At 64.8% G+C, this 24,300-nt stretch carries 27 protein-coding genes and 1 pseudogene; 13 read left to right on the plus strand and 15 right to left on the minus strand.

Features of this window, described 5'->3' with window-relative positions:
- Positions 1-105: 105 nt before the first annotated feature.
- The gene (locus tag J1M87_RS00960; protein ID WP_206486824.1) at positions 106-423 is read right to left on the minus strand and encodes a nuclear transport factor 2 family protein; all 318 of its coding nucleotides are present in this window, start codon (positions 421-423) and stop codon (positions 106-108) included.
- Positions 424-494: 71 nt separating this feature from the next.
- Here J1M87_RS00960 and J1M87_RS00965 point away from each other — a divergent pair, with 71 nt between their 5' ends.
- Positions 495-1,307, plus strand: a complete 813-nt coding sequence (locus J1M87_RS00965) for a MerR family transcriptional regulator (protein ID WP_206486825.1) — start codon at positions 495-497, stop codon at positions 1,305-1,307.
- Here J1M87_RS00965 and J1M87_RS00970 read toward each other — a convergent pair whose 3' ends face one another.
- Positions 1,308-2,126, minus strand: coding sequence for a DUF2786 domain-containing protein (locus J1M87_RS00970; RefSeq protein ID WP_206486826.1), 819 nt, complete (start codon positions 2,124-2,126; stop codon positions 1,308-1,310).
- Positions 2,127-2,312: 186 nt separating this feature from the next.
- Between J1M87_RS00970 and J1M87_RS00975 the strand changes: the two genes are divergently transcribed.
- From J1M87_RS00975 to J1M87_RS00990, 4 genes are read left to right on the plus strand one after another with little or no spacing between them, the layout of a single operon-like run.
- Positions 2,313-3,593, plus strand: coding sequence for an ABC transporter substrate-binding protein (locus J1M87_RS00975; RefSeq protein ID WP_206486827.1), 1,281 nt, complete (start codon positions 2,313-2,315; stop codon positions 3,591-3,593).
- 14 nt (positions 3,594-3,607) lie between these two features.
- Positions 3,608-4,654: a carbohydrate ABC transporter permease gene (locus tag J1M87_RS00980; protein WP_206486828.1), complete on the plus strand. Its 1,047-nt coding sequence runs from the start codon at positions 3,608-3,610 to the stop codon at positions 4,652-4,654.
- Positions 4,651-5,472 (plus strand): carbohydrate ABC transporter permease, encoded by an 822-nt coding sequence (locus J1M87_RS00985; protein ID WP_206486829.1) that lies wholly within the window; start codon positions 4,651-4,653, stop codon positions 5,470-5,472. Before J1M87_RS00980 ends, J1M87_RS00985 begins: the two co-directional genes overlap by 4 nt.
- Positions 5,469-5,642: a hypothetical protein gene (locus J1M87_RS00990; RefSeq protein ID WP_206486830.1), complete on the plus strand. Its 174-nt coding sequence runs from the start codon at positions 5,469-5,471 to the stop codon at positions 5,640-5,642. The genes J1M87_RS00985 and J1M87_RS00990 overlap by 4 nt, the downstream gene beginning before the upstream one ends.
- Positions 5,643-5,651: 9 nt before the next feature.
- On the opposite strand, the gene J1M87_RS00995 is transcribed toward J1M87_RS00990, so the two are convergent.
- The 4 genes from J1M87_RS00995 to J1M87_RS01010 form a co-directional block, all read right to left on the minus strand.
- On the minus strand, positions 5,652-6,377 hold the full coding sequence (locus J1M87_RS00995; RefSeq protein ID WP_241256218.1) for a peroxiredoxin: 726 nt from the start codon (positions 6,375-6,377) through the stop codon (positions 5,652-5,654).
- A 56-nt stretch (positions 6,378-6,433) separates the two neighbouring features.
- Positions 6,434-6,802, minus strand: a complete 369-nt coding sequence (locus tag J1M87_RS01000; protein WP_206486831.1) for a DUF5313 family protein — start codon at positions 6,800-6,802, stop codon at positions 6,434-6,436.
- An 87-nt stretch (positions 6,803-6,889) separates the two neighbouring features.
- Positions 6,890-7,777 carry a LysR family transcriptional regulator gene (locus J1M87_RS01005; protein WP_206486832.1) on the minus strand — a complete coding sequence of 296 codons (888 nt, stop codon included), beginning with the start codon at positions 7,775-7,777 and terminating at the stop codon, positions 6,890-6,892.
- Positions 7,768-8,187, minus strand: coding sequence for an MmcQ/YjbR family DNA-binding protein (locus tag J1M87_RS01010; RefSeq protein ID WP_374222342.1), 420 nt, complete (start codon positions 8,185-8,187; stop codon positions 7,768-7,770). Before J1M87_RS01010 ends, J1M87_RS01005 begins: the two co-directional genes overlap by 10 nt.
- 103 nt (positions 8,188-8,290) lie before the next feature.
- On the opposite strand from J1M87_RS01010, the gene J1M87_RS01015 reads away from it, so the two are divergent.
- Positions 8,291-8,641 carry a nuclear transport factor 2 family protein gene (locus J1M87_RS01015; protein ID WP_206486834.1) on the plus strand — a complete coding sequence of 117 codons (351 nt, stop codon included), beginning with the start codon at positions 8,291-8,293 and terminating at the stop codon, positions 8,639-8,641.
- Positions 8,642-8,740: 99 nt separating this feature from the next.
- Here the strand turns inward: J1M87_RS01015 and J1M87_RS01020 are convergent, their stop codons facing one another.
- The 8 genes from J1M87_RS01020 to J1M87_RS01055 all read right to left on the minus strand — a co-directional run bounded on the left by J1M87_RS01020 (position 8,741) and on the right by J1M87_RS01055 (position 15,475).
- Positions 8,741-9,823 carry an inositol-3-phosphate synthase gene (locus tag J1M87_RS01020; RefSeq protein WP_206486835.1) on the minus strand — a complete coding sequence of 361 codons (1,083 nt, stop codon included), beginning with the start codon at positions 9,821-9,823 and terminating at the stop codon, positions 8,741-8,743.
- Positions 9,816-10,406, minus strand: a complete 591-nt coding sequence (locus J1M87_RS01025; RefSeq protein ID WP_206486836.1) for a PadR family transcriptional regulator — start codon at positions 10,404-10,406, stop codon at positions 9,816-9,818. Before J1M87_RS01025 ends, J1M87_RS01020 begins: the two co-directional genes overlap by 8 nt.
- Positions 10,407-10,674: 268 nt before the next feature.
- Positions 10,675-11,553, minus strand: coding sequence for an SMP-30/gluconolactonase/LRE family protein (locus tag J1M87_RS01030; RefSeq protein ID WP_206486837.1), 879 nt, complete (start codon positions 11,551-11,553; stop codon positions 10,675-10,677).
- Between the two features lie 58 nt (positions 11,554-11,611).
- The gene (locus J1M87_RS01035) at positions 11,612-12,433 is read right to left on the minus strand and encodes an alpha/beta hydrolase (RefSeq protein WP_241256219.1); all 822 of its coding nucleotides are present in this window, start codon (positions 12,431-12,433) and stop codon (positions 11,612-11,614) included.
- Positions 12,434-12,447: 14 nt separating this feature from the next.
- Positions 12,448-12,975, minus strand: coding sequence for a GNAT family N-acetyltransferase (locus tag J1M87_RS01040; protein WP_206486838.1), 528 nt, complete (start codon positions 12,973-12,975; stop codon positions 12,448-12,450).
- Complete coding sequence (locus J1M87_RS01045; protein ID WP_206486839.1) at positions 12,972-14,045, minus strand: alpha/beta fold hydrolase; 1,074 nt, start codon at positions 14,043-14,045, stop codon at positions 12,972-12,974. The genes J1M87_RS01040 and J1M87_RS01045 overlap by 4 nt, the downstream gene beginning before the upstream one ends.
- Complete coding sequence (locus J1M87_RS01050; RefSeq protein WP_206486840.1) at positions 14,038-14,331, minus strand: hypothetical protein; 294 nt, start codon at positions 14,329-14,331, stop codon at positions 14,038-14,040. The genes J1M87_RS01045 and J1M87_RS01050 overlap by 8 nt, the downstream gene beginning before the upstream one ends.
- 193 nt (positions 14,332-14,524) lie before the next feature.
- Entirely contained in the window at positions 14,525-15,475 is a 951-nt protein-coding gene (locus J1M87_RS01055) for a helix-turn-helix domain-containing protein (protein WP_206486841.1), read from the minus strand.
- 187 nt (positions 15,476-15,662) lie between these two features.
- Here J1M87_RS01055 and J1M87_RS01060 point away from each other — a divergent pair, with 187 nt between their 5' ends.
- The 4 genes from J1M87_RS01060 (at position 15,663) to J1M87_RS01075 (ending at position 22,265) form a co-directional block, all read left to right on the plus strand.
- Complete coding sequence (locus tag J1M87_RS01060) at positions 15,663-17,195, plus strand: class I adenylate-forming enzyme family protein (RefSeq protein WP_206486842.1); 1,533 nt, start codon at positions 15,663-15,665, stop codon at positions 17,193-17,195.
- Positions 17,196-17,604: 409 nt separating this feature from the next.
- Positions 17,605-18,036, plus strand: coding sequence for a DUF5318 domain-containing protein (locus tag J1M87_RS01065; protein ID WP_206486843.1), 432 nt, complete (start codon positions 17,605-17,607; stop codon positions 18,034-18,036).
- Positions 18,037-18,615: 579 nt separating this feature from the next.
- A complete protein-coding gene (locus J1M87_RS01070; protein ID WP_241256243.1) occupies positions 18,616-20,688 on the plus strand; it encodes a transglycosylase domain-containing protein in 2,073 nt (690 codons plus the stop codon).
- 113 nt (positions 20,689-20,801) lie between these two features.
- The gene (locus J1M87_RS01075; protein WP_241256244.1) at positions 20,802-22,265 is read left to right on the plus strand and encodes a glycosyltransferase family 87 protein; all 1,464 of its coding nucleotides are present in this window, start codon (positions 20,802-20,804) and stop codon (positions 22,263-22,265) included.
- On the opposite strand, the pseudogene J1M87_RS01080 reads toward J1M87_RS01075, so the two are convergent.
- Positions 22,240-22,851 (minus strand): annotated as a pseudogene (locus tag J1M87_RS01080) (TerD family protein); the annotation flags it as partial. The gene J1M87_RS01075 and the pseudogene J1M87_RS01080 sit on opposite strands and share 26 nt — an antisense overlap.
- A 7-nt stretch (positions 22,852-22,858) precedes the next feature.
- Here J1M87_RS01080 and J1M87_RS01085 point away from each other — a divergent pair.
- The 3 genes from J1M87_RS01085 to J1M87_RS01095 are packed head-to-tail and all read left to right on the plus strand — an operon-like array spanning position 22,859 to position 24,268.
- The gene (locus tag J1M87_RS01085) at positions 22,859-22,996 is read left to right on the plus strand and encodes a hypothetical protein (protein WP_206486846.1); all 138 of its coding nucleotides are present in this window, start codon (positions 22,859-22,861) and stop codon (positions 22,994-22,996) included.
- Between the two features lie 46 nt (positions 22,997-23,042).
- Entirely contained in the window at positions 23,043-23,786 is a 744-nt protein-coding gene (locus tag J1M87_RS28430) for a hypothetical protein (RefSeq protein WP_241256220.1), read from the plus strand.
- On the plus strand, positions 23,786-24,268 hold the full coding sequence (locus J1M87_RS01095) for a hypothetical protein (protein ID WP_206487475.1): 483 nt from the start codon (positions 23,786-23,788) through the stop codon (positions 24,266-24,268). The genes J1M87_RS28430 and J1M87_RS01095 overlap by 1 nt, the downstream gene beginning before the upstream one ends.
- The last annotated feature ends 32 nt before the right edge of the window (positions 24,269-24,300 follow it).

Raw genomic sequence — 24,300 nt, forward strand, 5'->3', positions numbered from 1 at the left:
CATGCCAGGCGCGCGCGTTCGTCAAACGCGCGCAGGTTCGCTCTCGATTCGGGGCGATTCCGCGCGCGCCTGGCATGTGCGCGCGCGTTTGCGACCCGCCGCGGGCTACACCCTGATGCGCAGCACCGAGATCCGCCCGTCCTCAGCTGTCTCGACGTAGTAGCTCAGGTTCACCGGGCTGCCGGGAAAGTCACCCGAGATCTCCGCCGTTGCCACCCGTCCGGGCCCAGATTCGACGGTGGAGAGCACGTCGTAGTGCACCTGCGGCACCTCGGTTCGCCAGCGACGGATCTCGTCGATGCCGTGGTGCTCGCGCCCTTCGTCCTCGACGACGGCGTCGGGTGTGAACTGGGCGAAGTAGGGCTCGGAGTCCGCCAGGGTTGCGAGCTCGAAGTAGCGTTCGATGATCTGTGATTCGTTCATGAACTCAGCGTCACCCCTCCCCTAGAGGGAGAGTCCAGTCTCCCCCAGGGGGGAGGGGTCAGAATATCGACATGAACGGATTGCTGACGATCGGCGAGTTCTCCCGCATCACGCACCTGTCGGTGAAGACGCTGAGGCGCTATCACGAGTCCGGTCTGCTCGAGCCTGCGACAGTCGACGGCTTTTCCGGCTACCGGTACTACTGCACAGATCAGGTCGCGACCGCGCAGATCATCAGCCGATTTCGCGGCATGCAGATGCCCGAGCGTGAGGTGCGGGCGATCGTGCACACCCCGGACCCCGACGCACGAGCCCGGTTGATCACCGAACATCTGGCCCGACTCGAACGTCAGTTGGATGACACTCGATCTGCGGTGACTGCGCTGCGTCGCCTACTCGATCCAACCCCGTCGAACATCGAGGTTCGACGCGTTCTCACCCAACAGTGTTCTGTAGCAGCAATTTCCGAGGTGGTCGATGCGTCCGATGTGCTGGGGTGGTACTCCGATGCGATGGCCGAGATCGACTCCGCGGTTCCCGAAACCACCGGACCGCCGGGTGGCCTGTACGACAACGAGTTGTTCACGGAGGGCCGCGGTGTCATGACTGTGTACGTACCCACCACAGATGTGCCGTCGAGCAACAGGATTCGACCGATGACGCTGCCACCCACAGAGCTTGCGGTCACAGTCCATGATGGCCCGCACGACGATATCGATGTCACGTACGGCGCACTCGGGGTGTATGTCGAAACAAATGGCTTGGCGATCGCGGGTCCGGTACAGGAGGTCTACGCCGTGGGGCCACGAGATACCGAGGACTCGTCGCAGTGGCGCACGGAAATCGGGTGGCCGGTGTTCGCGGCATCACCGAACAGTCAATAGTCAGCGACCCAGCTGCCTACTCGCTCCGTCGATTTCGGCGTGTGCGCCGATCTTCGCGTTTCGTCCGGCACGATCTCCGGCCTTACGGGCTCCCTCCGAGTACCCCGCGTTCGCGCTCTGACTCCGCCAGTGTCCTCGGGCCGTCGATGTCTGTCGATAGTAGTCACGGAGCTCGATCTCTTTGTTGCGCAGCACCAGCGCCGTCCCCGCCCCCTGCTGCTCCTGTTCGATCGCCTCGGCTTCGGTCTCCTTCTTGACCTCGCTCAGTCGTACACCGATGCGCGACGCGAATGCGGTCTGAAAGTTCAGCCGCGCGGTCACGGCAGCGACGGGAACTTCCTCGCGTCGTGTGTAGCGTCGGCGATTCATGACCTCGGTCACGGTCCGGATCGCGGTCTCCGATTTGTAGGCACCGGATTTGATGTACGCGTCCGATGCTCGCACCATCTGGATGAGCAGGGAGGAGTACAGCGCCTCGGTGGTCTCGATGTCGGAGTCGAAGCCGTAGGCGAACACCTGCGTCGATGATCGGGCCACATCGCACTGGACGTCGTTGGCGTGTGCGATGGACACGAACAACTGCACGTAGGTCTTGAGCCCGCGCTTGCCCGGCTCTCCGATGGGGATCACCTTCTGGCTCGGCGTGGCCTGGCGCTCCCGTGATGCGCTGTGCGAGCGCGCCACCGCGAGATCGACCGATGCCGACGTCGCCAACCGCTGAGCCGCCTCCATGAAGGCCTCGGCCTCGTGTGGATTGTCGGTGGACTCGGCCTGGCGCAACAACCCGCCGATCCGCGTCAGCATCTTGTCCGAACTCATGAGCGAGAGGCTACCGGCAGCCTCCGACGTGTCCGGGTTGACCGATTCAGGAACGCGATAATGGCCACGGTGGGGTGAGTTGTGTGCCACAGTACGCAGCGACATATGTGTCGGGGGGTTCGTTGCACGTTTCTGCATGCTGATCTCCGGGCGCATACAACCGCGTAGAAGTAGTGGAGAGAACACATGGCGTCTTTGATCACGAAGGTGGCGGTGGTTGCAACGGCGGCCACGCTGCTGACGCTCACCGGATGTTCGAGCGACAGCGGAACGAGCGGCGATTCCGGTGGCGCATCCGAATCCGCCGACGGCCGCGGGCCCATCACGTACGTCGAGGGCAAGGACACCACCGAGACCGGGGTCGTCCAGCAGATCGTGGCGGAGTGGAACTCCACCCACCCGGATGAGCAGGTCACCTTCAAGGAGCAGTCCAACGACGCCGATCAGGCGCACGACGACTTCGTCCAGCAGCTCCAGGCTCAGCAGAGCAACTACGACGTGATGGCACTCGACGTCATCTGGACCGCAGAGTTCGCGGCGAAAGGCTGGCTCGTGCCGCTCGAGGGCGAGTTCGCCCTCGACAACTCGGGCATTCTGCCCGCGACCGTCGCCAGCGCCACGTACAACGGCAAGCAGTACGCCGCACCGAAGAACACCAACGGTGGCCTGCTGTTCTACCGCAGCGATCTGATCCCCGAGGCCCCGACCACCTGGTCCGAGCTCACCGAAGACTGCCAGGTCGCGACCGAGAACAACATCGATTGCTACGCCGGACAGTTCGCGTCCTACGAGGGCTTGACCGTCAACGCGTCGGAGATCATCAACGCCTACGGCGGATCGTTCGTCGCCGAGGACGGTAAGACCCCCACCGTCGACAGCCCCGAGGCCAAGGCCGGACTGCAGACTCTGGTCACCGCCTTCGAGACCGGCGTCATCCCGGCCCAGGACACCACGTTCAAGGAGCCCGAGAGCCAGCAGGCCTTCGAGGACGGCAAGGTGCTGTTCCTGCGCAACTGGCCGTACGTCTACGGCACCGCCTCCCAGGAAGGCTCCGAGGTGGTGGGCAAGTACTCCGTCGCACCGCTTCCCGGATCGACCGGCGTCGGAACCTCGACGCTCGGCGGCTACAACGCCGCGATCAGCGCGTACTCCGAGCACAAGGCAACTGCTGCCGACTTCCTGCGGTTCCTGCAGAGCGAGCAGGCTCAGCGCATCATCGCCGAGGGTGCACTGCCGCCCGTCCTGTCCTCGCTGTACGACGATCCCACGCTGATCGCAGAGATGCCGTACCTTCCCGCGTTGAAGTCGTCCATCGAGAACGCAATTCCGCGGCCCGTCACTCCGTTCTACCCGGCTGTGTCGAAGGCTGTGCAGGACAACGTTTTTGCTGCCATCAAGGGTGAGAAGAACGTGGATCAGGCGATCTCTGACATGCAGGCCGGTATCGAAACCGCCGGCGCCAACTGATATCGGGAGAACCAATGGCTGTACCTGCTGGGAAAACCAGTGGGGCCGGCGCAACCACCGCGGCCGGGGGCTCGTCCCCCGGCCGCGGTCGGCATGTGCGGTCCAAGAACAAGCGATTCGGCCTGACGCCGGGTAGGGCTTGGCTGCTGATCGCACCGACGTTGGTGATCCTCGCGATCGTCATCGTCTACCCGGTGATCCGAGCGCTGGTGATGTCTTTCTCCAAGGATCCCGGTCTCGACCCTGCTACCGGCATGTTCGTCTCGGGTGGCTCAGCAGGTTTCGACAACTACTTGCACTGGATCCTGCAACAGTGCACCTCGGCGTCGGGCACATTGGTGCCCTGCCCGCCGGGGACGCTCGGGTCCCAGTTCTGGGGCGCAGTCGGGAACACCGCGTTCTTCACCGTCGTGACGGTGTCCATCGAGGTGGTCATCGGCTTCGGTATGGCAGTGATCATGGGCAAGACCTTCGCTGGACGCGCTCTGCTGCGCGCCGCGATCCTGATCCCCTGGGCCATCCCCACAGCGGTCACCGCCAAGCTGTGGTACTTCATCTTCGCGTACGACGGCATCGCCAATCGCCTTCTGGGAACGAACATTCTGTGGACCGGCGACGCGTGGCCCGCGCGATTTGCAGTCATCATCGCCGACGTATGGAAGACGACGCCGTTCATGGCGCTGCTGATACTGGCCGGTCTGCAGATGATTCCCGCCGACGTCTACGAGGCGGCGCGGGTCGACGGCGCATCGGCGTGGCAGCGCTTCACCAAGATCACGTTGCCACTGGTCAAGCCTGCGCTGATGGTGGCGATTCTGTTTCGCACGATGGATGCGCTGCGCATGTACGACCTGCCGGCCATCCTCACCGAGGGCAACCCCGCGACGCGCACCGTGTCCATCCTGGTGGTCGAGCAGATCCGGCAGGGCTTCAACAGTGCTGCCTCGCTGTCGACGATCTCGTTCGTCATGATCTTCGTCGTGGCGTTCATCCTGGTTAAATTCCTCGGTGCCAATGCCGTTGCCACTCAGGAGGATCAGCGTAAGGGGGCCGGTCGATGAAGCAGGCCCGCATCTATCTCGGTGTCGTCGTCATCCTCGTCTGGGGCTTGGCACCGTTCTATTGGATGGTCGTCACCGCGTTCCGTGACCCGCGCTACACCTTCGATACGACGCCGTGGCCGACGCATGTCACGTGGGAGAACTTCGACAACGCTCTCTCGACCGCGAACGGCAACAATTTCCTCCGGGCGGTCGGTAACAGTCTCATCGTGGGCGGAGCGACGACTCTGATCGCGTTGGTGATCGGTATCTTCACCGCGTATGCACTCTCGCGCATCGACTTTCGTTTCAAGTACGTGGTGACAGGCGTCATTCTCGGAGCCTCGATGTTCCCGGTCGTGGCGTTGGTGACTCCGCTGTTCCAGTTCTTCACCAATATCGGCTGGATCGGCGGCTACCAGGCGATGATCATTCCGAACATCTCTTTCGTCCTGCCTCTGACGATCTACACGCTGGCGGCATTTTTTGCCGAATTGCCCTGGGAGCTGGAAGAAGCCGCACGAATCGACGGGGCCGGACGCTTCCAGGCGTTCCGTCTGGTGATGTTGCCACTGGCTGCGCCTGCCTTGTTCACCACCGCCATCCTCGCCTTCATCGCGGCCGTGAACGAATACTTGCTCGCAAGTCAGCTCTCGAGCGACAAGACCGAGCCGGTGACAGTGGCCATTGCTCGATTCTCCGGTAACGACCCACACGTGGTGCCGTATGCGGCGATCATGGCAGCGGGAACGATCGTTGCCATTCCGCTGGTGATCATGGTGCTGCTGTTCCAGCGCCGAATCATCTCCGGCCTCACCGCTGGTGGTGTCAAGTCGTGACGGCGCAGGATCATCTCCAGTTGCTGGCAGGCATTCTGGGTTTCTTTGCGCTCGTAGCGCTCGGCTTTGCCGTCGCCGGGATCATCGGAGGTGATCCCGGCGTGGTGCCGTCGGTGGCCCTGCTCGGTCTGCTCGTCGCATTGTGGTTCACGGTCAAGAGGATTCGCTGAGGCTCGGCGTCACTGTGCGCGGATTTTTCCTTCGACGTCGGCAGTACTGAGCTCACGTGTGCAGAAGAACCAGTCCTGGCATTCGACGTCGGAGTCGGTGCCGTCCATCCGGTCTGCGGCAGTGCCGCACGAACCTGCTGTCGGAACGATGACCGGATCGCCGGGACGCCAATCTGCCGGTGTCGCAACGTCGAATGCGTCTGCGGTGTGGAGTGCTTTGATCAGGCGCAGGATTTCGTCGAAATTCCGACCGGTACTGAGCGGGTAGTAGATCACGGCGCGCACCACGCTGTCGGGGTCGACGACGAACACCGCTCGCACAGCTTTCGTCGAGCTTTCACCGGGCATGATCATGCCGTAGAGGCGGGCGATGTCCATCGTGATGTCCTCGACCAGAGGGAATGTGACCTCGACCCCGGACATTCCATTGAAGGTGATCTTGTCCTTGATCGTGCGCAACCAGGCGATGTGGCTGTACAGCCCGTCGATCGAGAGTCCGACGAGTTCGGTGTTGTACTCGCGCAATTCGTCAGCCATCGAGGCGAATGTGATGAACTCGCTGGTGCAGACCGGTGTGAAGTCTGCGGGGTGCGAGAAGAGAATCACCCATTTTCCGCGGTAGTCGGCGGGAAAGTCGATCGGCCCCTGGGTGGTGACCGCTCTGAACGACGGCGCGCGGTCGCCGATTCGGGGCATTCCGAATTCGGTCGTGGGTGCTGGCTGTGTGCTGGTCATGTCGGCCTCGTCCTGTGCTGTCGATGTCGTGAATGGGATCGTGCTGGATGTGTTCGTCACAGGTGTCTGTAGTTGGCCTCGTAGGTCTCGCGGTCGCGCTCTGCGCCGGGCATCGTGCGAGGAATCGAGGCAGCATCGATGCCGTGTTGCCCAAGTCGGAACGCTCGATAGACCAGATGCAGCCCGGTGGCGAAGTAGAGGACCGGGATGAGGATGAGCAGCATCATCAAGCCGGCGATCCAGTTCGGCCCCGGAAACAGCAAGAACAGCATGAGAACTGGGACGAGCGGCAGTAGGAACCGAGCGAGATACCGAGCGGTGGATCTGGGACCGGTCAGGTCGTGTCGGACCCAGTCCTGCAAGTCCTTCGGTAGGACGCCTCCGAGGTCGTAGCGCAGGCGCTGACGAAAGGTAGGTGTCTTCATGTCCTGACCGTAGGTTCGCGCCTGCCTTCTGCGCTGGGGTAGGAGGTCCCGATAGCCGCGCCGAACGTCACCTGTGCGGGGTGCCGGTCAGGGTGAGACCAACCCGAAGGCGCTCTGCGCCATCGACACCAATCTCGCCGACGCGGCGCTCGGGTTCGGTGCCCAGACGAGAGCCAGCAGGGCCGACGTAGTCGAGTCCGTCAGTTCCACAGCGGTCAACCGATTCCGGTAGGCACCGAGCATCGATGCGCTGAGGATTGCGGCGCCGACACCGCGAGCAGCGAGATCTGCAACAGCGTCCGGAGCGCTGGCCTCCAACGCGATCGACGGGGTGATCCCGACGCCGCCGCAGTCGCGATCGAACACCGTCCGCACTCCTGTGCCCACGGGAAGGGAGACGATGGGGTATTCGTTGACCTGCTCGAGCGTCACCCGTTTCTGTGACCCCAGCGGATGCTCAGGCGGTACGGCTGCAACGATCCGCTCATCGATCACCACCATCGACGTCAGTCCGTCGGGGGCACGGGCTGCGACGCCGACGAGCGCGAGATCGAGCACCCCGGTGCGGACTTTGTCGACCAGAGAGTCCGAATTGCCCTCCTGCAGAGAAAGTTCGATGCCGGGATGTCTCGAATGGAACCCCGCCAACGCGTCGAACAATTGTGGGACGGTGCATGCGGTGACCATGCCGACTCGCACCGATCCGCGCAGAAGCCCAGTGACGTCGTCGACGGATTGTCGAACCGAACCTGCTGCCGCGAGAGTCGCCCGCGCTTGGGCCAGCGCGGCCTGGCCCGCGGTGGTCAATGTTGCTGTGCCGCCGGATCTGTCGATCAGTTCGGCACCGAGTTCGCGTTCGAGGGCGCGGATCTGGGCGCTGACACCGGATTGGCTGATGTGCACTCGGGCTGCGGCACGGGTGAAGTTTGCTTCCTCCGCGACGGCGACGAAGTACTCGAGCTGTCTCAATTCCACTGCTGAACACCGATATTCGGGCCTTCGCCGGCGTCGAGTCGTGCCACGGCACGCCTCGGGGCGGTGACGCGATAGCTGCAGTCGATCAACTCTGCCGCCTCGGCCCAGACATCGTCGTCGGCATCGGAGAGATCGAAGCCCACCCAACCGGCCGGTCCGAGGTAGGCGGGGTGGAAGTAGCGGGGTTCGAGCTCGCAGGCGCGCTGCTCCTCGGCGCTCTCGCATTTGACGAGAATCGACAGGTCGTACTGCTCGCCGCCCTTGACGCCACCGCCGAAGTAGACGAACACCGAGGCCGTGCGGAAGGTCGGCCGGCCATGGGAGATCTTCTCGGAGACCTCGGGATAGGCGAACGCGAGCGCGCGGACGCGTTCGAGGCAGGGATGCTTCGAGGTGGGGTCGATGGCCACCCACACAGGGTAGCGCTACACGCTGCGACTATCAGCAAAAGTTGTAGAGCCGATCTGAACCAGCTGTTGGACTTCTGGCGACGCGGGTTCGCGACTCGATGTCATGACACAGACACCGAAAGACATTGCAGCGACCTACTTCGAGGCCTGGAAAGGCAAGGACTTCGACACATTGGCGTCGATCCTGGACGAGAACGCGACGTTTCGGGGACCACTCGGCACCGCGGCCAGCGGGGCGGAATGCGTAGCCGGGCTGAAAGGAATGTCGCAGATCATCACCGACATCGATATCGCGCACGTGTTCGTGGACGGCGAGAACGTACTGACGTGGTTCGACCTGCACACGTCGATCGCACCGCCCGCGAGCACCGCGAACTGGCAGCGAATCGAGAACGGCAAAATTGTGGAGATCAAGGTGACATTCGATCCGCGAGAGATCCTCGCGGCCGGATAAGCGAACGCCCACCGGTACTCAATGTGACATTTGGTGGCCTTTCAGGGGGTCAATGTCACATCGAGTGGACCGGCGGGCGTTGTTGCGGGCCCTGCGGGACTACGCGTCGATGATGAACGCTTCGAGCTGCTCACGAGCGACGTCGTCCGCGAGCTGCTTCGGCGGGCTCTTCATCAGGTATGCCGAGGCCGGGATGACCGGTCCACCGATGCCGCGGTCCTTGGCGATCTTGGCGGCGCGCACTGCGTCGATGATGACGCCGGCGGAGTTGGGGGAGTCCCAGACCTCGAGCTTGTATTCGAGGTTGAGGGGAACGTCACCGAAGGCGCGGCCTTCGAGGCGGACGTAGGCCCACTTGCGGTCGTCGAGCCAGCCGACGTGGTCGGACGGTCCGATGTGGACGTCCTTGGCGTTGAACTCCTTCTGGAGGTTCGACGTGACGGCCTGGGTCTTGGAGATCTTCTTGGACTCGAGGCGGGTGCGCTCGAGCATGTTGAGGAAGTCCATGTTGCCGCCGACGTTGAGCTGCATGGTGCGGTCGAGCTGCACGCCGCGGTCTTCGAAGAGCTTGGCCATGACGCGGTGGGTGATGGTGGCACCGACCTGGCTCTTGATGTCGTCGCCGACGATGGGGACGCCTGCGTCCTCGAACTTCTTGGCCCAGACGGGGTCCGATGCGATGAAGACGGGCAGGGCGTTGACGAAGGCGACGCCTGCGTCGATGGAGGCCTGTGCGTAGAACTTGTCGGCTTCTTCGGATCCGACGGGCAGGTAGGACACGAGCACGTCCACCTTGGCGTCACGCAGGGCCTGCGCTACGTCGACTGCGTCGCCGTCGGCCTCGGTGATGGTCTCGCGGTAGTACTTGCCGAGGCCGTCGAGGGTCGGGCCGCGCTGAACGGTCACGTCGGACGGGGGTACGTCGGCGATCTTGATGGTGTTGTTCTCGCTGGAGAAGATGGCCTCGGAGAGATCGAAGCCGACCTTCTTGGCGTCCACGTCGAACGCGGCGACGAACTCGACGTCGCGGACGTGGTACTGGCCGAACGTGACGTGCATGAGGCCGGGAACGTTGGCGTTCTCGTCCGCGTCCTTGTAGTACTCGACACCCTGGACCAAAGATGAGGCGCAGTTGCCCACACCCACGATGGCCACGCGGATTGCGTTGTTGTTCTCACCCATGGTCGGGTTCTCCTTCTGTCTTGACTGTCCTGTTTGGTGCTGTGTTGGACGGTGCTGGGTTGGGGTCGGCCTGCTCGGCTGCGATGACTTCGTTGAGCCACCGCACCTCGCGTTCACTCGATTCGAGACCGAGCTGGTGTAGCTGTCGGGTGTAGCGGTCGAGAGTCCCGTTCGCCTTGGCCACAGCGTCGCGGAGGCCTTCGCGGCGCTCCTCGACCTGGCGACGTCTGCCTTCGAGAATGCGAACCCGAGCTTCTGCCGGGGTACGACTGAAGAAGGCGAGATGTACGCCGAATCCGTCGTCGGTGTAGTTCTGCGGTCCGGTGTCGGCCACCAATTCGGCAAATCGTTCCCTGCCGAGTGGGGTGAGTTCGTACACCCGTTTCGCTCGTCTTTTCACGAGTAAATCGGGCCCGGCGTCCTCGGCGATGAGGCCGTCGTTCTGGAGTCGACGGAGTGCCGGGTACAGCGATCCGTACGAAAACGCTCTGAAAGCACCGAGTAGGCCGGTCAGCCTCTTGCGGAGCTCGTAGCCGTGCATGGGTGATTCGAGAAGCAAACCGAGAATTGCGAGCTCGAGCATGCAACTCCCCCTTCTCGAATCCGGATCGCATCCATGCGATGCGATTGACCACACTATCGAACAATGTATCGCGCCGATACATTGTGTGACAAACCGGTGTCTGACAGCCCACTGGGAGTCGACCGGAAGGTGGCTGTTCGGGTTCGAGGTCGTCAGTAGCGGCGATGCGCGCCAACCGAAAAGTCCGGCTCCCCCATGCGTGGCATGGGCGAGCCGGACTGATGAGCAGCGAGTGTCAGCCGCAGTAGCTCAGCGTGGGTTTCGGGAGCTACGCGTCGAGGCGCGTGGAGAGTATCTGGGCCTCGCGCACCGGACGGCGGTTGGCCTCGGAGAAGTCGGGGGCCGTGCACAGGAACAGGGTTCGACCGTCCTCTCCACCCAGCGCGCAGGCGAAAACACCTGTGGGGGTGGCGATCTCCTCGATTATCTTGCCGCCCTCGGCGACGTGCACGACCCTCGCGCCGATGGCGTCGGCGATCCACAGGGTGCCGTCGGCCTCGAGGTCGCAACCGTCGGGAGCAATCACGAGGCGCGCCATGGCCGGTTCGAGCGCGTCCGCGACCGGATCCGGGCCGAAGGTTGCCCAGTTCGTACGGTTGGAGAGCGACCCGTCCTCGGCGATGTCGAAGGAGGTCACCCGGTTACCGAAGGACTCCCCGACCAGCAGACGACCGTCGGTGGTCACGACCATGCCGTTGGGGAACCACAGGTCGTCGGCAACCTCGGTGGCGCTGCCGTCGGTGTCGACCCGCACCAGGTTGGTCGAGGTCACGGAGTCCCCGGCCATGAGGTCGAAGCCGAAGTTGCCGACGAAGGCCCGGCCACGGTCGTCGACGACCATGTCGTTGACGTGATGCGAGAACAGGTCGGAGAGATCTGCGTGGGTCGCGAGAGAGCCATCGCTTTCACGCCGTACGACGAGGCGGTCGTGCTGCGAGGCAATCAACAGGCGACCGTCGGGCAGCCATCCGAGTCCGGACGGTTGGCCCGGAACCTCGGCCTCGACCCGTAGGTCGGAGCCATCTTCGAAGACGGACATCGTTCGGTTGGTGTAGAAATCGGAGAACCACAGTCTTCCGTCTCGCCAGCGTGGCCCTTCGGTGAACGACTGGTCGGTGACGACGGTGGTGAACTCGCGTGTGGCCATGGTGATCATGCGCCTTTCGGGTTGAGGTTGTCTTGCGGAGATGTGCTGTGACCGGCGTTCAGTCGGGGGTCGGCGCGATGCGCTCTGTCGGCCGCGGATAGGCGGCGCGAGCCCAACGAGGGGGGACGAACGGAGTCCAGCCGCCCTCGGGCTGCGCCAGTCGATCGGCGACGGCATAGAGAGCCGCCGCCTGGTAACCGAGGCCGAGGTGTGCGGCGTGGACCTCGATGTTCTCCGACCGCTGGGTCACGACGTCCAGGCAGGCGTGCCAGGAGACGATGCCGTCGAGGCGGCTGTAGATCGACGTGGTCGGCATCGGGAGCGGCGGCAGCCCCTCCTCGAGCGGCATGTCGAACTGCTCGACATGGCGCTTGCCGAACATCGCGTACAGACGGCGACCGTGGCTGTGATCGTGGGTTCGGATTCGGATCGGGCTGCCCAGGGTGATCACCTGACGGACCATCTCGGGCATCTCTCGGGCAAGTCGGCGCGCGATGAGCCCGCCCAGGCTCCAGCCGATGACGGTGACCGGCCGGCCATGCTTGTCGTGAATCGCTCGCAGCTTGGTCGGGGCTCCTTGGGCGATCTTCGCGGTGGGTCCGACATTGACGCCGAGGCCCCAGCCATACGCGTCGTAGCCCAGGACGGTCAGGTAATTGCGCAGCGCCATGGTGGACACGTCGCCGGTCCCCAGGCCGGGGATGACGAGGACGGGTTGACCATCGCCGCGCGGCGCGCTCAGCAGCACTGGCCAGGTCACCGACATCGAGCCGAGATCGGCGAGGCCCCTGAGGAAGTCGGTGCCGAGCAGGAGCTTCCCGGGCGCCCTGTCGGGTGCGGTGACGGGCGAAGGATCGCGCAGAGTGGAGCTCGATGTCATGTCAACAATTCCCATCACGGTTGAAGCGCGTCGGCTATTCCGACGGCATCTATGGCGGACCAGGTGTCATGTGCGTGGTGGGCGAGCACGATGACGTCGTGAAGTCGCCCGTCGCGGTCGCGGATGTGACCTTGCAGGAGAGCCTCGCCGGTGAAACCCAGGTTCGCGAACATGCTTGCCGCGCCCTCCTGGTCGACTGCCAGCTCGATGACGACCTTGCTGATGCCGCGCGCGAGGCTGCGCGTCAGCGCATGCTGGGCGAGGGACCGTCCCAGCCCCTGGCCACGGTGGGAGGGCCCCACCACCAACCGCAGCTCACCGACGTGATCCGACCATCCGGGCAACCGAGCCACACCGACGTAGCCGGTGATGTGCGCGGACTCGTCGACCGCGACCCAGCTGGACCCACCTCGGATCAGATCCTCGACCGTTCTCGGGTCGGACAGCTCCTCGCGGATCAAGGTCAGGTCCCGCTCGGACAATGTCGCGAAGAACGCTCCCAGGTGGTCGGCGTCGGGCGGGCCGAGAGGGCGGATGCTCATGAGTGGGTCTCGCTTCGCTGTTTCAGAAAATCGACGATGGTCGGGATGGTGTTCCTCTGGGCACTCTTGCCGACGATGAGCCCCACGTGGCCGCCGTCGAGCCGCAGGAGTTCCTTCTCCTTCGAGCCCACGAGTTCCATCACGGGAGCGGTCGCGGTCTCGGGGATGATCGTGTCCCGGGTGCCGAGCACTGCGAGGAACGGCACCGTGATGTCGCGAAGGCTCACTCGGTCGCCGCCGAGTTCGATCTTGTCGTTCATGAGCCCGTTGTCGCGGACCAACATCGTGTGGGCCTGACGCATCGTGGACCCGGGGAAGGGGATGTGATCGGTCGCCCAACGAGTCATCATCTGGTGGGCCGCAACGAAGTCAGCGCACCACATTCGGTCCAGCAGGTTGACGTAGTTGGTCAGGTCACCCATTGGCGAGAGTGAGCGAAAACCCTGGCGGATGACGCTTGCGGGGACGTTCCCGTCCTCGTCGACAAGCTCGTCGACGTCGAGTTCCGTGCGGCCCATGATGTCCACCAGCGGCCCGAGTCGAGTGAAATCCACGGGGCAGGCGATGACGGAGAGGCTGCGCAGCGGGGACTCGGGATGGTGCGCTGCGTGCAGCAGCGTCAGCACCCCGCCGAAGCAGTAGCCCAGCAGGTTGACGCTCTCCGCCCGAGAGCGGCGACGGATCTGCTCCAAGGCACCCGGGATGGCGAGGTCCACGTAGTCCTCGAGGCGGTTGGCTGCGTCACGCTCGTCGGGAACGCCCCAGTCGAGCATGTAGACGTCGAGGCCGGCGTCGACCAGCGACTCGATGAAGCTGTTGCCCGGAGTGACGTCGATGAGGTAGCTCCGGCTCACCAGGCTCGGCACGATCAGGATCGGGGTGCCGTACTGCGCGTTGCCGCTGTAGTGCCACAGCTCAGCACGACCGAAGGTCCACACGGTGGTCTTCGGTGTCTGTCCGGTGGGGGTGGTCGCCGCGCCCGTCACCAAGCGGATCCCGTTGCGGGCACGCTGCCCTGTGCGCTCGATCTCACGGCGCACGCGGTCGAGGGTCGATTCCTGTTCAGACATGGAAACCGTCCTCCCGGGAAGAGAGCGCGAGGCGTAGCTTCCTGACCTCGCGGTCGAGCTCGCCGACGTGTCGGGTCAGGCGGCTGATGTCGGATCTCGCCGGCATGTTCACGGCGTGCAGGGCCCAGGTATTGGCATTGCCGACCATCCGGCCGACGGTCCTCCTGCACGTGTGGACGACGCGCAGGGCCTGCGCGAACTCGTCGGTGTCGAGGGCGTCTTGCAGACGCGGGTTCACGTGTTGCTCGATGGTCGAGTAGAGAGCAAAGGGCGACAGTCGCGGCATTGTTGCGATCTCCTCTCTGCTCAGCGCGGATCGATGGTCATCGGGCCGGCCGGAGTGGCTGACGACCATCGTCGGCGCGATGGATCAAGTTGATCCCACCGCGAGGTTCGCCGTCTCGCGCGGATGCGCACACGACTGTCGCGGACGCGCATATGTACCGAGTGCGCTCCGTCCGCCCGGTACGACGGGTGGGCTACGCAGAGTTGGAGGTGCCGGCGCGTACGTCGCGGGGGCTGACACCGAACTGGCGGCGGAAGGCAGCCGCGAAAGCGCTGGCAGAACCGAATCCGACAGAGGCACCAACGGCTGCGACGTTGTGGCCCGAGAACGAGGCGCTCGTCAACCGGATCCGGGCCAGCTCCAGGCGTTCGGTGCGGATCAGCTCGGTGGCGGTGGTGCCGTGACGGGAGAGCGCGGCCTGGATGTAGCGGCCCGACCAGTTGACGGCCGTCGCCAGTGTCGCGACGGACAGATCCGGGTCGGTGACGTTCTCGCGGATGTGGCGGCGTACGGCCTGGAAGACGGCCTCGGTGCCGGTCTCTTCAGCGATGTCGAGCTCGCCTGCCATCGCGATGCTGGCAAGGTCGACGACTTGGTCGCAGATCAAGTCGAACTGGCTGGCCGAGATCTCCTCGCGGGAGGTGTTGAGGCTGACCAGGAGGTCGCGGCACACGCGCGGCAAACCGCTGTCCCCCAGTATCCGCAGATCGGTCTGGCAGTGGGAGCGAGAGAGTCGATCGTCCAGGCGGGACGCCGGAACGATCAGGGTGAGCGCAGATGCACCCCTGCGGTGGGCGAGATGGAACGGGGAGTCGATCGGCAGCAGCGCGATGGTCCCTGGTGTCAGCTGCTGCTCGGGGCTCGCTGAGCCGACGTGCTGGTCTCCGTGCAGTGGCACCAGGAGTTCGTAGTGTCCACGCTCGTCGGTGCGGATGTGGCGACGCGAGCGAGCGACGACCTCCTCGCCGCTGCACCAGTTCACCAACTCGTAGGTGTCCGTGCGCTGCCGGGTTGTGTGCCCTTCGAAGGCCTGATCGCCGAAGGAGATCTGCAGTGCTCCGTGGATACTGGAGCACCACTCGCGCCACGCGTCTATCGACTGGGCGTCCGATGCCTGCGCCGTGAAGGTGTCGAGCTGGTACATGTGTCTCCTTGGCGGCGAAACTACCTTAGAGAGTGACGCCAGTCACCATCATCGATGAGACGGACTCCCGCGGTCAGCCTGTGCGCGTTGGCGACAGTGCAGTGCGCTCGGCAGGCAGACCGCCGTGGGTCCTCGGCCGTGAACTTGTCGTACGACTCCCGTCGACCACAGCCGAGAGGAACCGTCCATGACCGCGATCATCGAGATCCCCCGCACGCACAACCCATTCGTCCGCCGCGGCGTCAGCACCGACCAGTCGGGGCCGTATTACGACGCGCTGCCCGCCTCGCTGGTCGAGCTGCTCAGGACGCGGGCCGAGCAGACCCCCGACGTGGAGGCGGTCGCGGAGATCGGCGGCGAGCGAATGACCTACAGCCAGCTGTGGGACCGTGCGTCCCGCGTCGCCGGTGGCCTGCGCCACGCAGGGATCACGCGGGGGGACCGGGTCGGCGTCCGCTACCCCGCTGGGACCAACTGGGTGCTCGCGTTCTGGGGAACGCTGATGGCCGGCGCAATCGTCGTCGCGACCAACGTCCGCTCCTCGGAGCCGGAGACTGCCTTCATGCTCGAGGACGCCGGGGTGAAGCTCGATCTCGCGGCCGACTCGTCGCTGCCCGATGGGCCTGCCCACGTGGAAGAAAGCCTGGGGAACAACGACGTCGCGGCCTTCTTCTACACCTCGGAAACAACCGGGCACCCCAAGGCCGTGCCGACGACCCATGCGGCCTTTCTCACCAACGCCGTCAACGTCTCTCGCTGCATCGGTATCCCGGCCGACTCCGGCGCGGAGATGCGGACGCTGATCTCGGTGCCACTCTTCCACGTCACCGGGTGCAACACGCAGCTGCTCGCCGCCCTCTATGTCGGTGGCACCGCGGTGATCCTGCCGACGTTCGATCAGAGCCTGCTCCTCGACACGCTCGTCACCGAGCAGATCACCTTCATGGTGTCGGTGCCGGCGATCTACGCGCTGATCCTGCGCAACCCGAACTTTGCCGCCACCGATGTTTCCCGCGTCCGATGGGTGGGCTATGGCGGCGCTCCGGTTGCTCCGACCCTGGTCGCCCAGATCCAGCGAGGATTCCCCGATGCCAGGGTTTTCAACGGCTACGGGATGACCGAGTCGGCCTCGCTGATGACGGTCCTGCCGCACGAGGATTCGATCGAGCACGCCGACTCGATCGGCTACGCGGTGCCCTCGATCGAACTCGGCGTGATCCCGCTGAGCGACGACGATCCGATGACCGGTGAGCTGGTCGCCCGAGGTGCCAACGTGACCGCCGGCTACTGGAACCGTCCCGAGGCCAACCGCGAGACCTTTGTCGATGGCTGGCTGCATACCGGAGACGTCGTGCGGGTCGACGAGGCGGGACGCGTGCACATCATCGATCGGAACAAGGACATCATCATTCGAGGCGGCGAGAACATCTCCAGCCTCGAGGTCGAGGCCGCTTTGCTGAGCGCACCCGGGGTCGCGGACGCGGCAGCCATCGCGGTGCCCGACGAGGTCATGGGCGAGAAAGTGGGCGCAGTTCTGTATGCGGACAGTGGTCACATAGTGCTCGACGACGTGATCGCGCACTGTCGAACGGTGCTCGCCGACTACAAAGTGCCTCAGTTCGTGCGGATCCTGGCGCAGCCCCTTCCGCGTAATGCGGGTGGAAAGCTACTCAAGGCCGAACTCCGCCGTTCGGATGCCTGGAGCGAGTTGCCGCGTTGAGCCGGACTCGATTGGTTCGAAAGCCGATGCATTGCTCAGTTGTTCTCTCTCGTAGAGGGTTCGGCCGTTGGGGGCGATGATCTTCGTCGGCAGTCCGAACGCGAACGTGCTCTGTGGTCGGTTGCCTGCCGAGTAGATCGGCGGCTCGTACGGGGCCCCGAGCTGTGCGGTCATCGCTTGATCGGTCCGTGGTAGTTACCGACTACACCTTCTGCAGCCGAGCCGAGAGTGTTCGAGACCGAGCCCGCAGTGCGGCCGGCGTGCGATTTGTGTCTCTCGCCCGTGTCGAGGGGAAGACCACGTCGGCGCAGGTGAAGGTCAATTTCCCGGTGTCGAAACGGACCGTCTTCGCCCGCGAGGCGGGGGTTCGCAGAGTCCCGCCGAAAGGGGCGCACGTACTCTGGTTCTCGTGCGACTTCAGCGACAGGTGGTGGACTACGCCCTTCAGCGTCGGTCGCTGCTGGCCGAGGTCTACTCCGGTAGGACCGGTGTCGCAGCGGTCTGCGATGCAGACCCCTATCTGCTCCGCGCTGCCAAGTTCCACGGACGCGGTAGCGATCTGGTGTGCCCCATCTGTCGCAAAGAGCAGCTCACCCTGGTTTCTTGGGTTTTCGGGGAGAAGCTCGGTCCGCTGTCCGGGTCAGCGAGAACGGCCGACGAACTGGTCCGACTCGCGTCGACCCAGGAGGAGTTCTCGGTCCATGTGGTCGAGGTCTGCCGCTCGTGCAGCTGGAACCATCTCGTCCAGTCGTATGTCCTCGGGGCCGTCCCCGCACCGAAGCAACCCCGTCGTTCCCGATCGGGTTCCCGCCAACCGAACCGTCGAACCGCGAGTGAATGACACAATCGCTCTTCTGATGCCCTCGCGTGAGACGCGGCCGCCGAAATTACTGGAGATTTGTACGTGAGTTCCTACGACGACAACCCGGGTAGCAACGAACCTGGCCGTAGCGACTCCGGACGGCGTCCCGACGTACCCGAGACTCCACGTGGCAGTCGACACTCCGATCCCCCCGGGCGTCGGCCCGGCCCCCCGCCCGGTCAGCGTCCAGGGCCTCCTCCTGGTCAGCGACCGATGCCGCCGCAGGGTCGACCCACACAGGGCAGACCACCACAGGGCAGACCACCACAGGGCAGACCCCCGGTGGATCCGGCCACCGGACGTCCCGTCGCCGATCGCCCCTACGGCGAACGCCGCTACGGCGAGCCGCCGATCACGCCCGCGGCAAGGACTGCGGCCGCGTCGGGTGTCACTCGGTCCGGCTCTGTGCCACCACCGGACGAACCGAACGATCCATCAGTCAGCTACTCGGGCAGTGAACCGCCCGAGCCACCCGAGAGAGGTACCGCCGCGAATACGAAGAAGAGGTCCAAGTGGCGGGTCGTCCGACGCACGCTCTACGCGTTCATCGCCCTGGGCATGATCGTGCCGATTCTGGGATTCATGGTGGCGTACACGTTGGTGGACGTCCCGCGGCCGGGTGACCTCAGAACGAACCAGGTTGCGACGATCTTCGCGTCCGACGGTTCGACTGTGCTCGGCAAGGTCGTACCCCCCGAGGGCAACAGGACCGACGTGACGATCGACCAGATTCCTGTGCACGTGCGCGATGCGGTGCTCTCGGCCGAGGACCGTGACTTCTATTCCAATCCCGGATTCTCGGTCACCGGATTCGGCCGAGCCCTGCGCGACAACATGCTCGGACGTGACAGCGCAGGTGGCGGCTCGACCATCACCCAGCAGTACGTGAAGAACGCACTGGTCGGTACCGATCGGACCTTGACGCGAAAGATGCGCGAGCTCGTCATCTCCTCGAAGATGGCGCGGCAGTGGTCCAAGGACGACATCCTGGCGGCCTACCTCAACACCATCTACTTCGGTCGCGGTGCCTACGGCATCGCTGCCGCGTCGAAAGCGTATTTCGGAAAGTCCGTCGATCAGCTCTCGATCGAGGAGGGTGCAGTTCTCGCTGCGACCATCCAGCAGCCCTCCGGGTTGGATCCCGAGAACAACCCGACCGGTGCGCGGGCCCGGTGGGACTACGTGCTCGACGGCATGGTGTCGCAGGGCACTCTCGATCCCGCCCAGCGCGCCACGATGCAGTACCCGGCCTGGATTCCCACCTCGCAGATCGACTCGGGAGATGCCGACGATGCCGGCCCCAACGGCCTGATCAAGTCCCAGGTGCTCAAGGAGCTCTCGGCGGTCGGGGTCAGCGATCAGGACCTCAACACCGAGGGGCTGCAGATCACCACCACCATCGACCCGAAGGCTCAGGCCGCGGCCGTCGATGCCGTGAACAACAGTCTCGAAGGTGAGCCCTCGGATCTGCGGACGGCCTCGGTGTCGATCGATCCGCGTACCGGCGCGGTCCGTTCGTACTACGGCGGAGCGGACGGGCGAGGATTCGACTTCGCGCAGTCCGGCCTCCAGACCGGATCGTCGTTCAAGGTGTTCGGGCTGGCCGCTGCGCTCGATCAGGGCATTCCGCTGTCGAAGATGTACGACAGCTCCCCGCTCGACGTCAACGGCATCCAGATCAGCAACGTCGAAGGCGAGTCCTGCGGCACCTGCACCATCGCCGAGGCCCTCAAGCGCTCGCTCAACACGAGCTTCTACCGCATGATGCTCGGCATGGACGATGGTCCGCAGGCCATCGCGGACATGGCCCACAAGCTCGGTATCCCGGAGGAGATCCCGGGCGTCGGGCCCACTCTCACCGAGCCCGACAACGCCGGCCCGAACTACGGAATCGTGCTCGGCCAGTACCAGTCCCGCGTCATCGACATGGCCTCGGCCTATGCGACGCTCGCGGCGTCCGGGGTCTATCACGCACCGCACTTCGTGCAGAAAGTCGTCACCGCCGACGGCACTGTGCTGCTCGATCGAGCGCCCGATGCGGGCCAGCAGGTGGTCTCGGCCGCGGTCGCAGACAACGTGACCTCGGCGATGCGTCCGATCGCGGGATACTCCAACGGTCACAACCTCGCAGGCGGCCGCCAGTCCGCGGCCAAGACCGGTACCGCGCAGCTCGGCGATACCGGCGAGAACAAGGACGCCTGGATGGTCGGCTACACGCCGTCGCTGTCCACGGCCGTCTGGGTCGGCACCGAACAGGGCGTGGCGCTGGAGAACAGCTACGGCGGGCAGATCTACGGATCCGGCATCCCGTCGGACATCTGGAAGGCGACGATGGACGGGGCGCTGCAAGGCACCTCGAACGAGAGCTTCCCGACGCCCGAGGCCATCGCCGGTCAGGCAGGCGTGCCGCAGTACACCGCGCCCGCACCGACTGCCACGGTGGCCCCGACCACCGCTCCGCCGCCGATAACCCTGCCGATTCCGACGGAGATCTCACCGCCGGTCGTCATCACCCCGCGTCAGGTCGAGATTCTGCCCGGAGTCACCATTCCGCTTCCGGGATTGGCTCCGGCCGAGCCGGCGCCAGCTCCAGCACCGGCAGCGCCTGAACCGGCGACACCCGGCCAGTAGCGACTTCACCGGTGACGACCGAACCCGAGCGCACAGGTCGCGCGCTGGCGAGCCCTGGTCGCCTCGACACGACAGGCGCAGCGGATCGCGATGCCCCCAGCCGGACCGATCCGATGACCGGGGAACTGTCCTCGGTCATCGGTGGTCCGGTCGGACGGCACGCGTTGATCGGACGGCAGCGCTGGTTCACGGCGCTGCGAGTGATCTTGTTGCTTGCGGTGATCTTCCTGAGCTTCGGTTGGTTCGCGAAAGCCGCGTGCATTCAACAGGCACCGGTCGGGGCCAACGGTGAGCTGGGCTTGGACTGGAGCGGCAGCCGCCAGTACGTGGCGATGTGCTACTCGGACACCGTGCCGCTCTACGGTGCCGAAAGACTCGATCAAGGTGCATTCCCGTACAAGAAGTCCTGGGAAGAGACCAAGGCCGATGGGTCGAGCCAGGTTCGCTACATGGAATACCCGGTGCTCGCGGGTCTGTACCAGTACGGCTCGATGGTGGTCGGCAAGATGTGGAACTCGGTGAGTTTCCTACCGCAGGCGCTGCCCGTCGTCGTCTACTTCAATGTGGTCGCCCTTGGGTTGGCGGTGGCCTGGTTGGTCACCGTCTGGGCGACGGCGATAGCTGCCGGACGCCGAATCTGGGATGCGGCCCTGGTGGCAGCATCACCGTTGGTGATCGTGCACGGTTTCACCAATTTCGATGCCCTCGCAACAGCATTCGCGCTTACCGGACTGCTGGCGTGGGCCAAGAAACGGCCGGTGCTCGCCGGTGTGCTGATCGGCCTCGGCGGTGCCACCAAGCTCTACCCCCTGTTGTTCCTCGGACCGCTGTTGGTGCTGTGCTGGCGCACCGGCCGGATGCGGGAGTGGGGGCTCACAGGAGGTGGTGCGCTCGGAGCCTGGCTGGCGGTCAATCTTCCTCTCGCCCTGCTCTATCCGTCGGGTTGGTACGAGTTCTTCAGGCTCAACTCCGAGCGTGGTGCCGACCCGGATTCGCTGTACAACGTCGTCTCGTCGTTCACCGGTTGGTCAGGCTTCGACGGTCCGCTCTACCCCGGCGACAAGCCGTTGATCCTCAATGCCGTGACGCTGGTGCTGTTCGCCATCGTGTGTGCGGTGATCGCGTATATCGGCACGACGGCTCCGACGCGGCCACGCCTGGCGCAATTGGTGTTCCTGGTGGTGGCCGGATTCTTGCTCACCAACAAGGTGTGGAGTCCGCAGTACTCGCTGTGGTTGGTTCCGCTGGCCGTGCTTGCGCTTCCGCACCGCCGAATCCTGTTGGCGTGGATGGCAATCGACGCGCTCGTCTGGTTTCCGCGGATGTACTACTACCTGGGGGTGGAGAACAAGGGCGTGCCCGAGCAGTGGTTCACCGCGGCCGTCGTGTTGCGCGATATCGCCGTGATCGGGTTGTGCGCGTTGATTGTTCGGCAGATCTATCGCCCGTCCGAGGATCTCATTCGAAACGGCAGCGCCGTCGATCCGCTCGGTGGCGTACTCGACGGCGCTGCAGATCGGGCCCCGGCTCGAAAGGCCCCGGCCCGCAAGGTCACATATAGCGGCCGAGCTGTTTGACGGCTTCACCGGCGTGCTTGGCCTGAATGCCGTCGCCGATGGCCTGCAGCTTCCATTCACTGCCCTGGCGATACACCTTGGCCATCACCAAGCCGGTGAAGGGCATTCCGCCTTGGAGGGTGAAGCGGGCCAGTTCGGTGTTGGTGGTGTTGTCCACCAACCGGCAGAATGCGTTGTCCACCTGTTCGAACGTCTGCCCGCGGTACGAGGTGACCGTGAAGATGATGCCGGTGACGTGCTGTGGCACTCGCGTCAGGTCGACCACGATCACCTCGTCATCGCCCTCGCCCTCACCGGTGAGGTTGTCGCCCTGGTGCAGAATCGAACCGTCTTTGGCTTTGAGCTGCCCGTAGTAGACGACGTCGTTGACGCTGCGATCGGCCAGCATGATCGCCGACGCGTCCAAGTCGATGTTCGTCGCCCGGCCGCCGCCGCCGAACAGTCCACCCCTTTTCGGTGTGGTCACCGGGTCCCAGCCCAGTCCCATGCGAATGACCGTCAACGCCACGCCGCCGTCCTTGCGGAGGGTGACCTTCTGGCCCTTGGTGAGGCTGACGGGCTTGGACTTGGTGAGACTGACCTCGGGTGCCTCGGTGCGTACGGCCCCAGAACAGGCCGACACGACCCACTCCTTCAAAATCGTCGCCTACGCCCTCGGCATCCCCATCACCGGCTACTTCGCAGCCATGGGCTTCATGTCGTTCCTCGTCGACCACGGCTGGCACGCCTGACCCCCGCCCACCCTTCGCGCCACCGCCACTACCCGAGGAGCACACGATGACGACCACCCACCGGCTCGCCCGCCCGGACGAAACCACCCCCACCGTCGTGCTCAGCTACGGCCTCGGCGAAGACAGCACCGCGATCCTCCTCCGCTGGATCGAAGACCCCACCTCCCGCGACTTCGACCTCTCCGACCTCGTCGTCATCACTGCCATGACCGGGAACGAATGGGAATCCACCCGCACCGCCGTCGAAACCCACGTGCTCCCACGGCTCGCCGCCGCCGGAATCCGATACATCCAAGTCGGCCGCGCCCGCCGCCACGTCACCAAAGCCGGGGACGGAGTCGTCGTCCTCGACGACTCACGCACCCCCACCCAGCTGCACATCGACGGCGACTACACCCTCTGGGACGAGATGGTCGAATCCGGAACCATCCCCCAATCCGGCGGCGCCAGAATGTGTTCCGTACACGCCAAAGGTGATGTACTCGACCCCGTCATCGCCGCCATCACCCGCGGAGAGCCCTACCGGCACGTCATGGGCTTCGAAGCCGGGGAGCAGGCCGCGCCGTCAAAGACGCCACCTACAACACGGAACGTCGCACCGGCGACTACCCCCTCATCGACTGGGGCTGGTCCCGCGCCGACGCGATCGCCTACACCGAATCCGTCACCGGAAGCAGCGTCGGAAAATCGGCATGCTTCTACTGCCCCTTCGCATTCAACCGCGCCAACCGGCGCGAGGTCTTCGCCCGCTACGCCGCCGACCCTGCCGTCGGCGCCCGGACCCTGCTGATGGAACACCTCGCCCTCGCGCTCAACCCCGCACAAGGACTCGTTGGCGGCACCCGCCTTATCGACCTCATCCGCGCCGAAGGCATGACAGAGGTCCTCGCCGCTTTCGACGAGCTCCTCGCCGAACAGGAGTACGCCTTCTACGAAGTGCGCCGAATCCTGCGCCCCCGCATGGCCGACCCGACCAAACTCGGCAACGCCGCCCGCTCCCTACGTATTCGCACCCGCGGTCCCCGCACCCTGCTGCAGGGGACACTCGACCGCCTCGCCGCCCAGGGTGAAGAGCAACGAAAGGTCAAGAGCATCGTCGGCGAGGACAAGATCATGCGCCTCTACCAGTACCAGCGCGGTGCGACCTTCCCCACCGTCGAACGATTCTTCGTCGTGGCACCGGCCCTCGCGCTGGCGAAAGAAGCCGACAACTTCGACACCTGGTGGGCCGAGGCGCTCGCTGTCGCCGAGGGCGTCAGGGTGGGGTCCTGACCGCGCCGCGAACCTACGGGACATGCTGGTGC

Source organism: Rhodococcus sp. KRD162, from assembly GCF_017168335.1.
GTDB lineage: Bacteria > Actinomycetota > Actinomycetes > Mycobacteriales > Mycobacteriaceae > Rhodococcoides.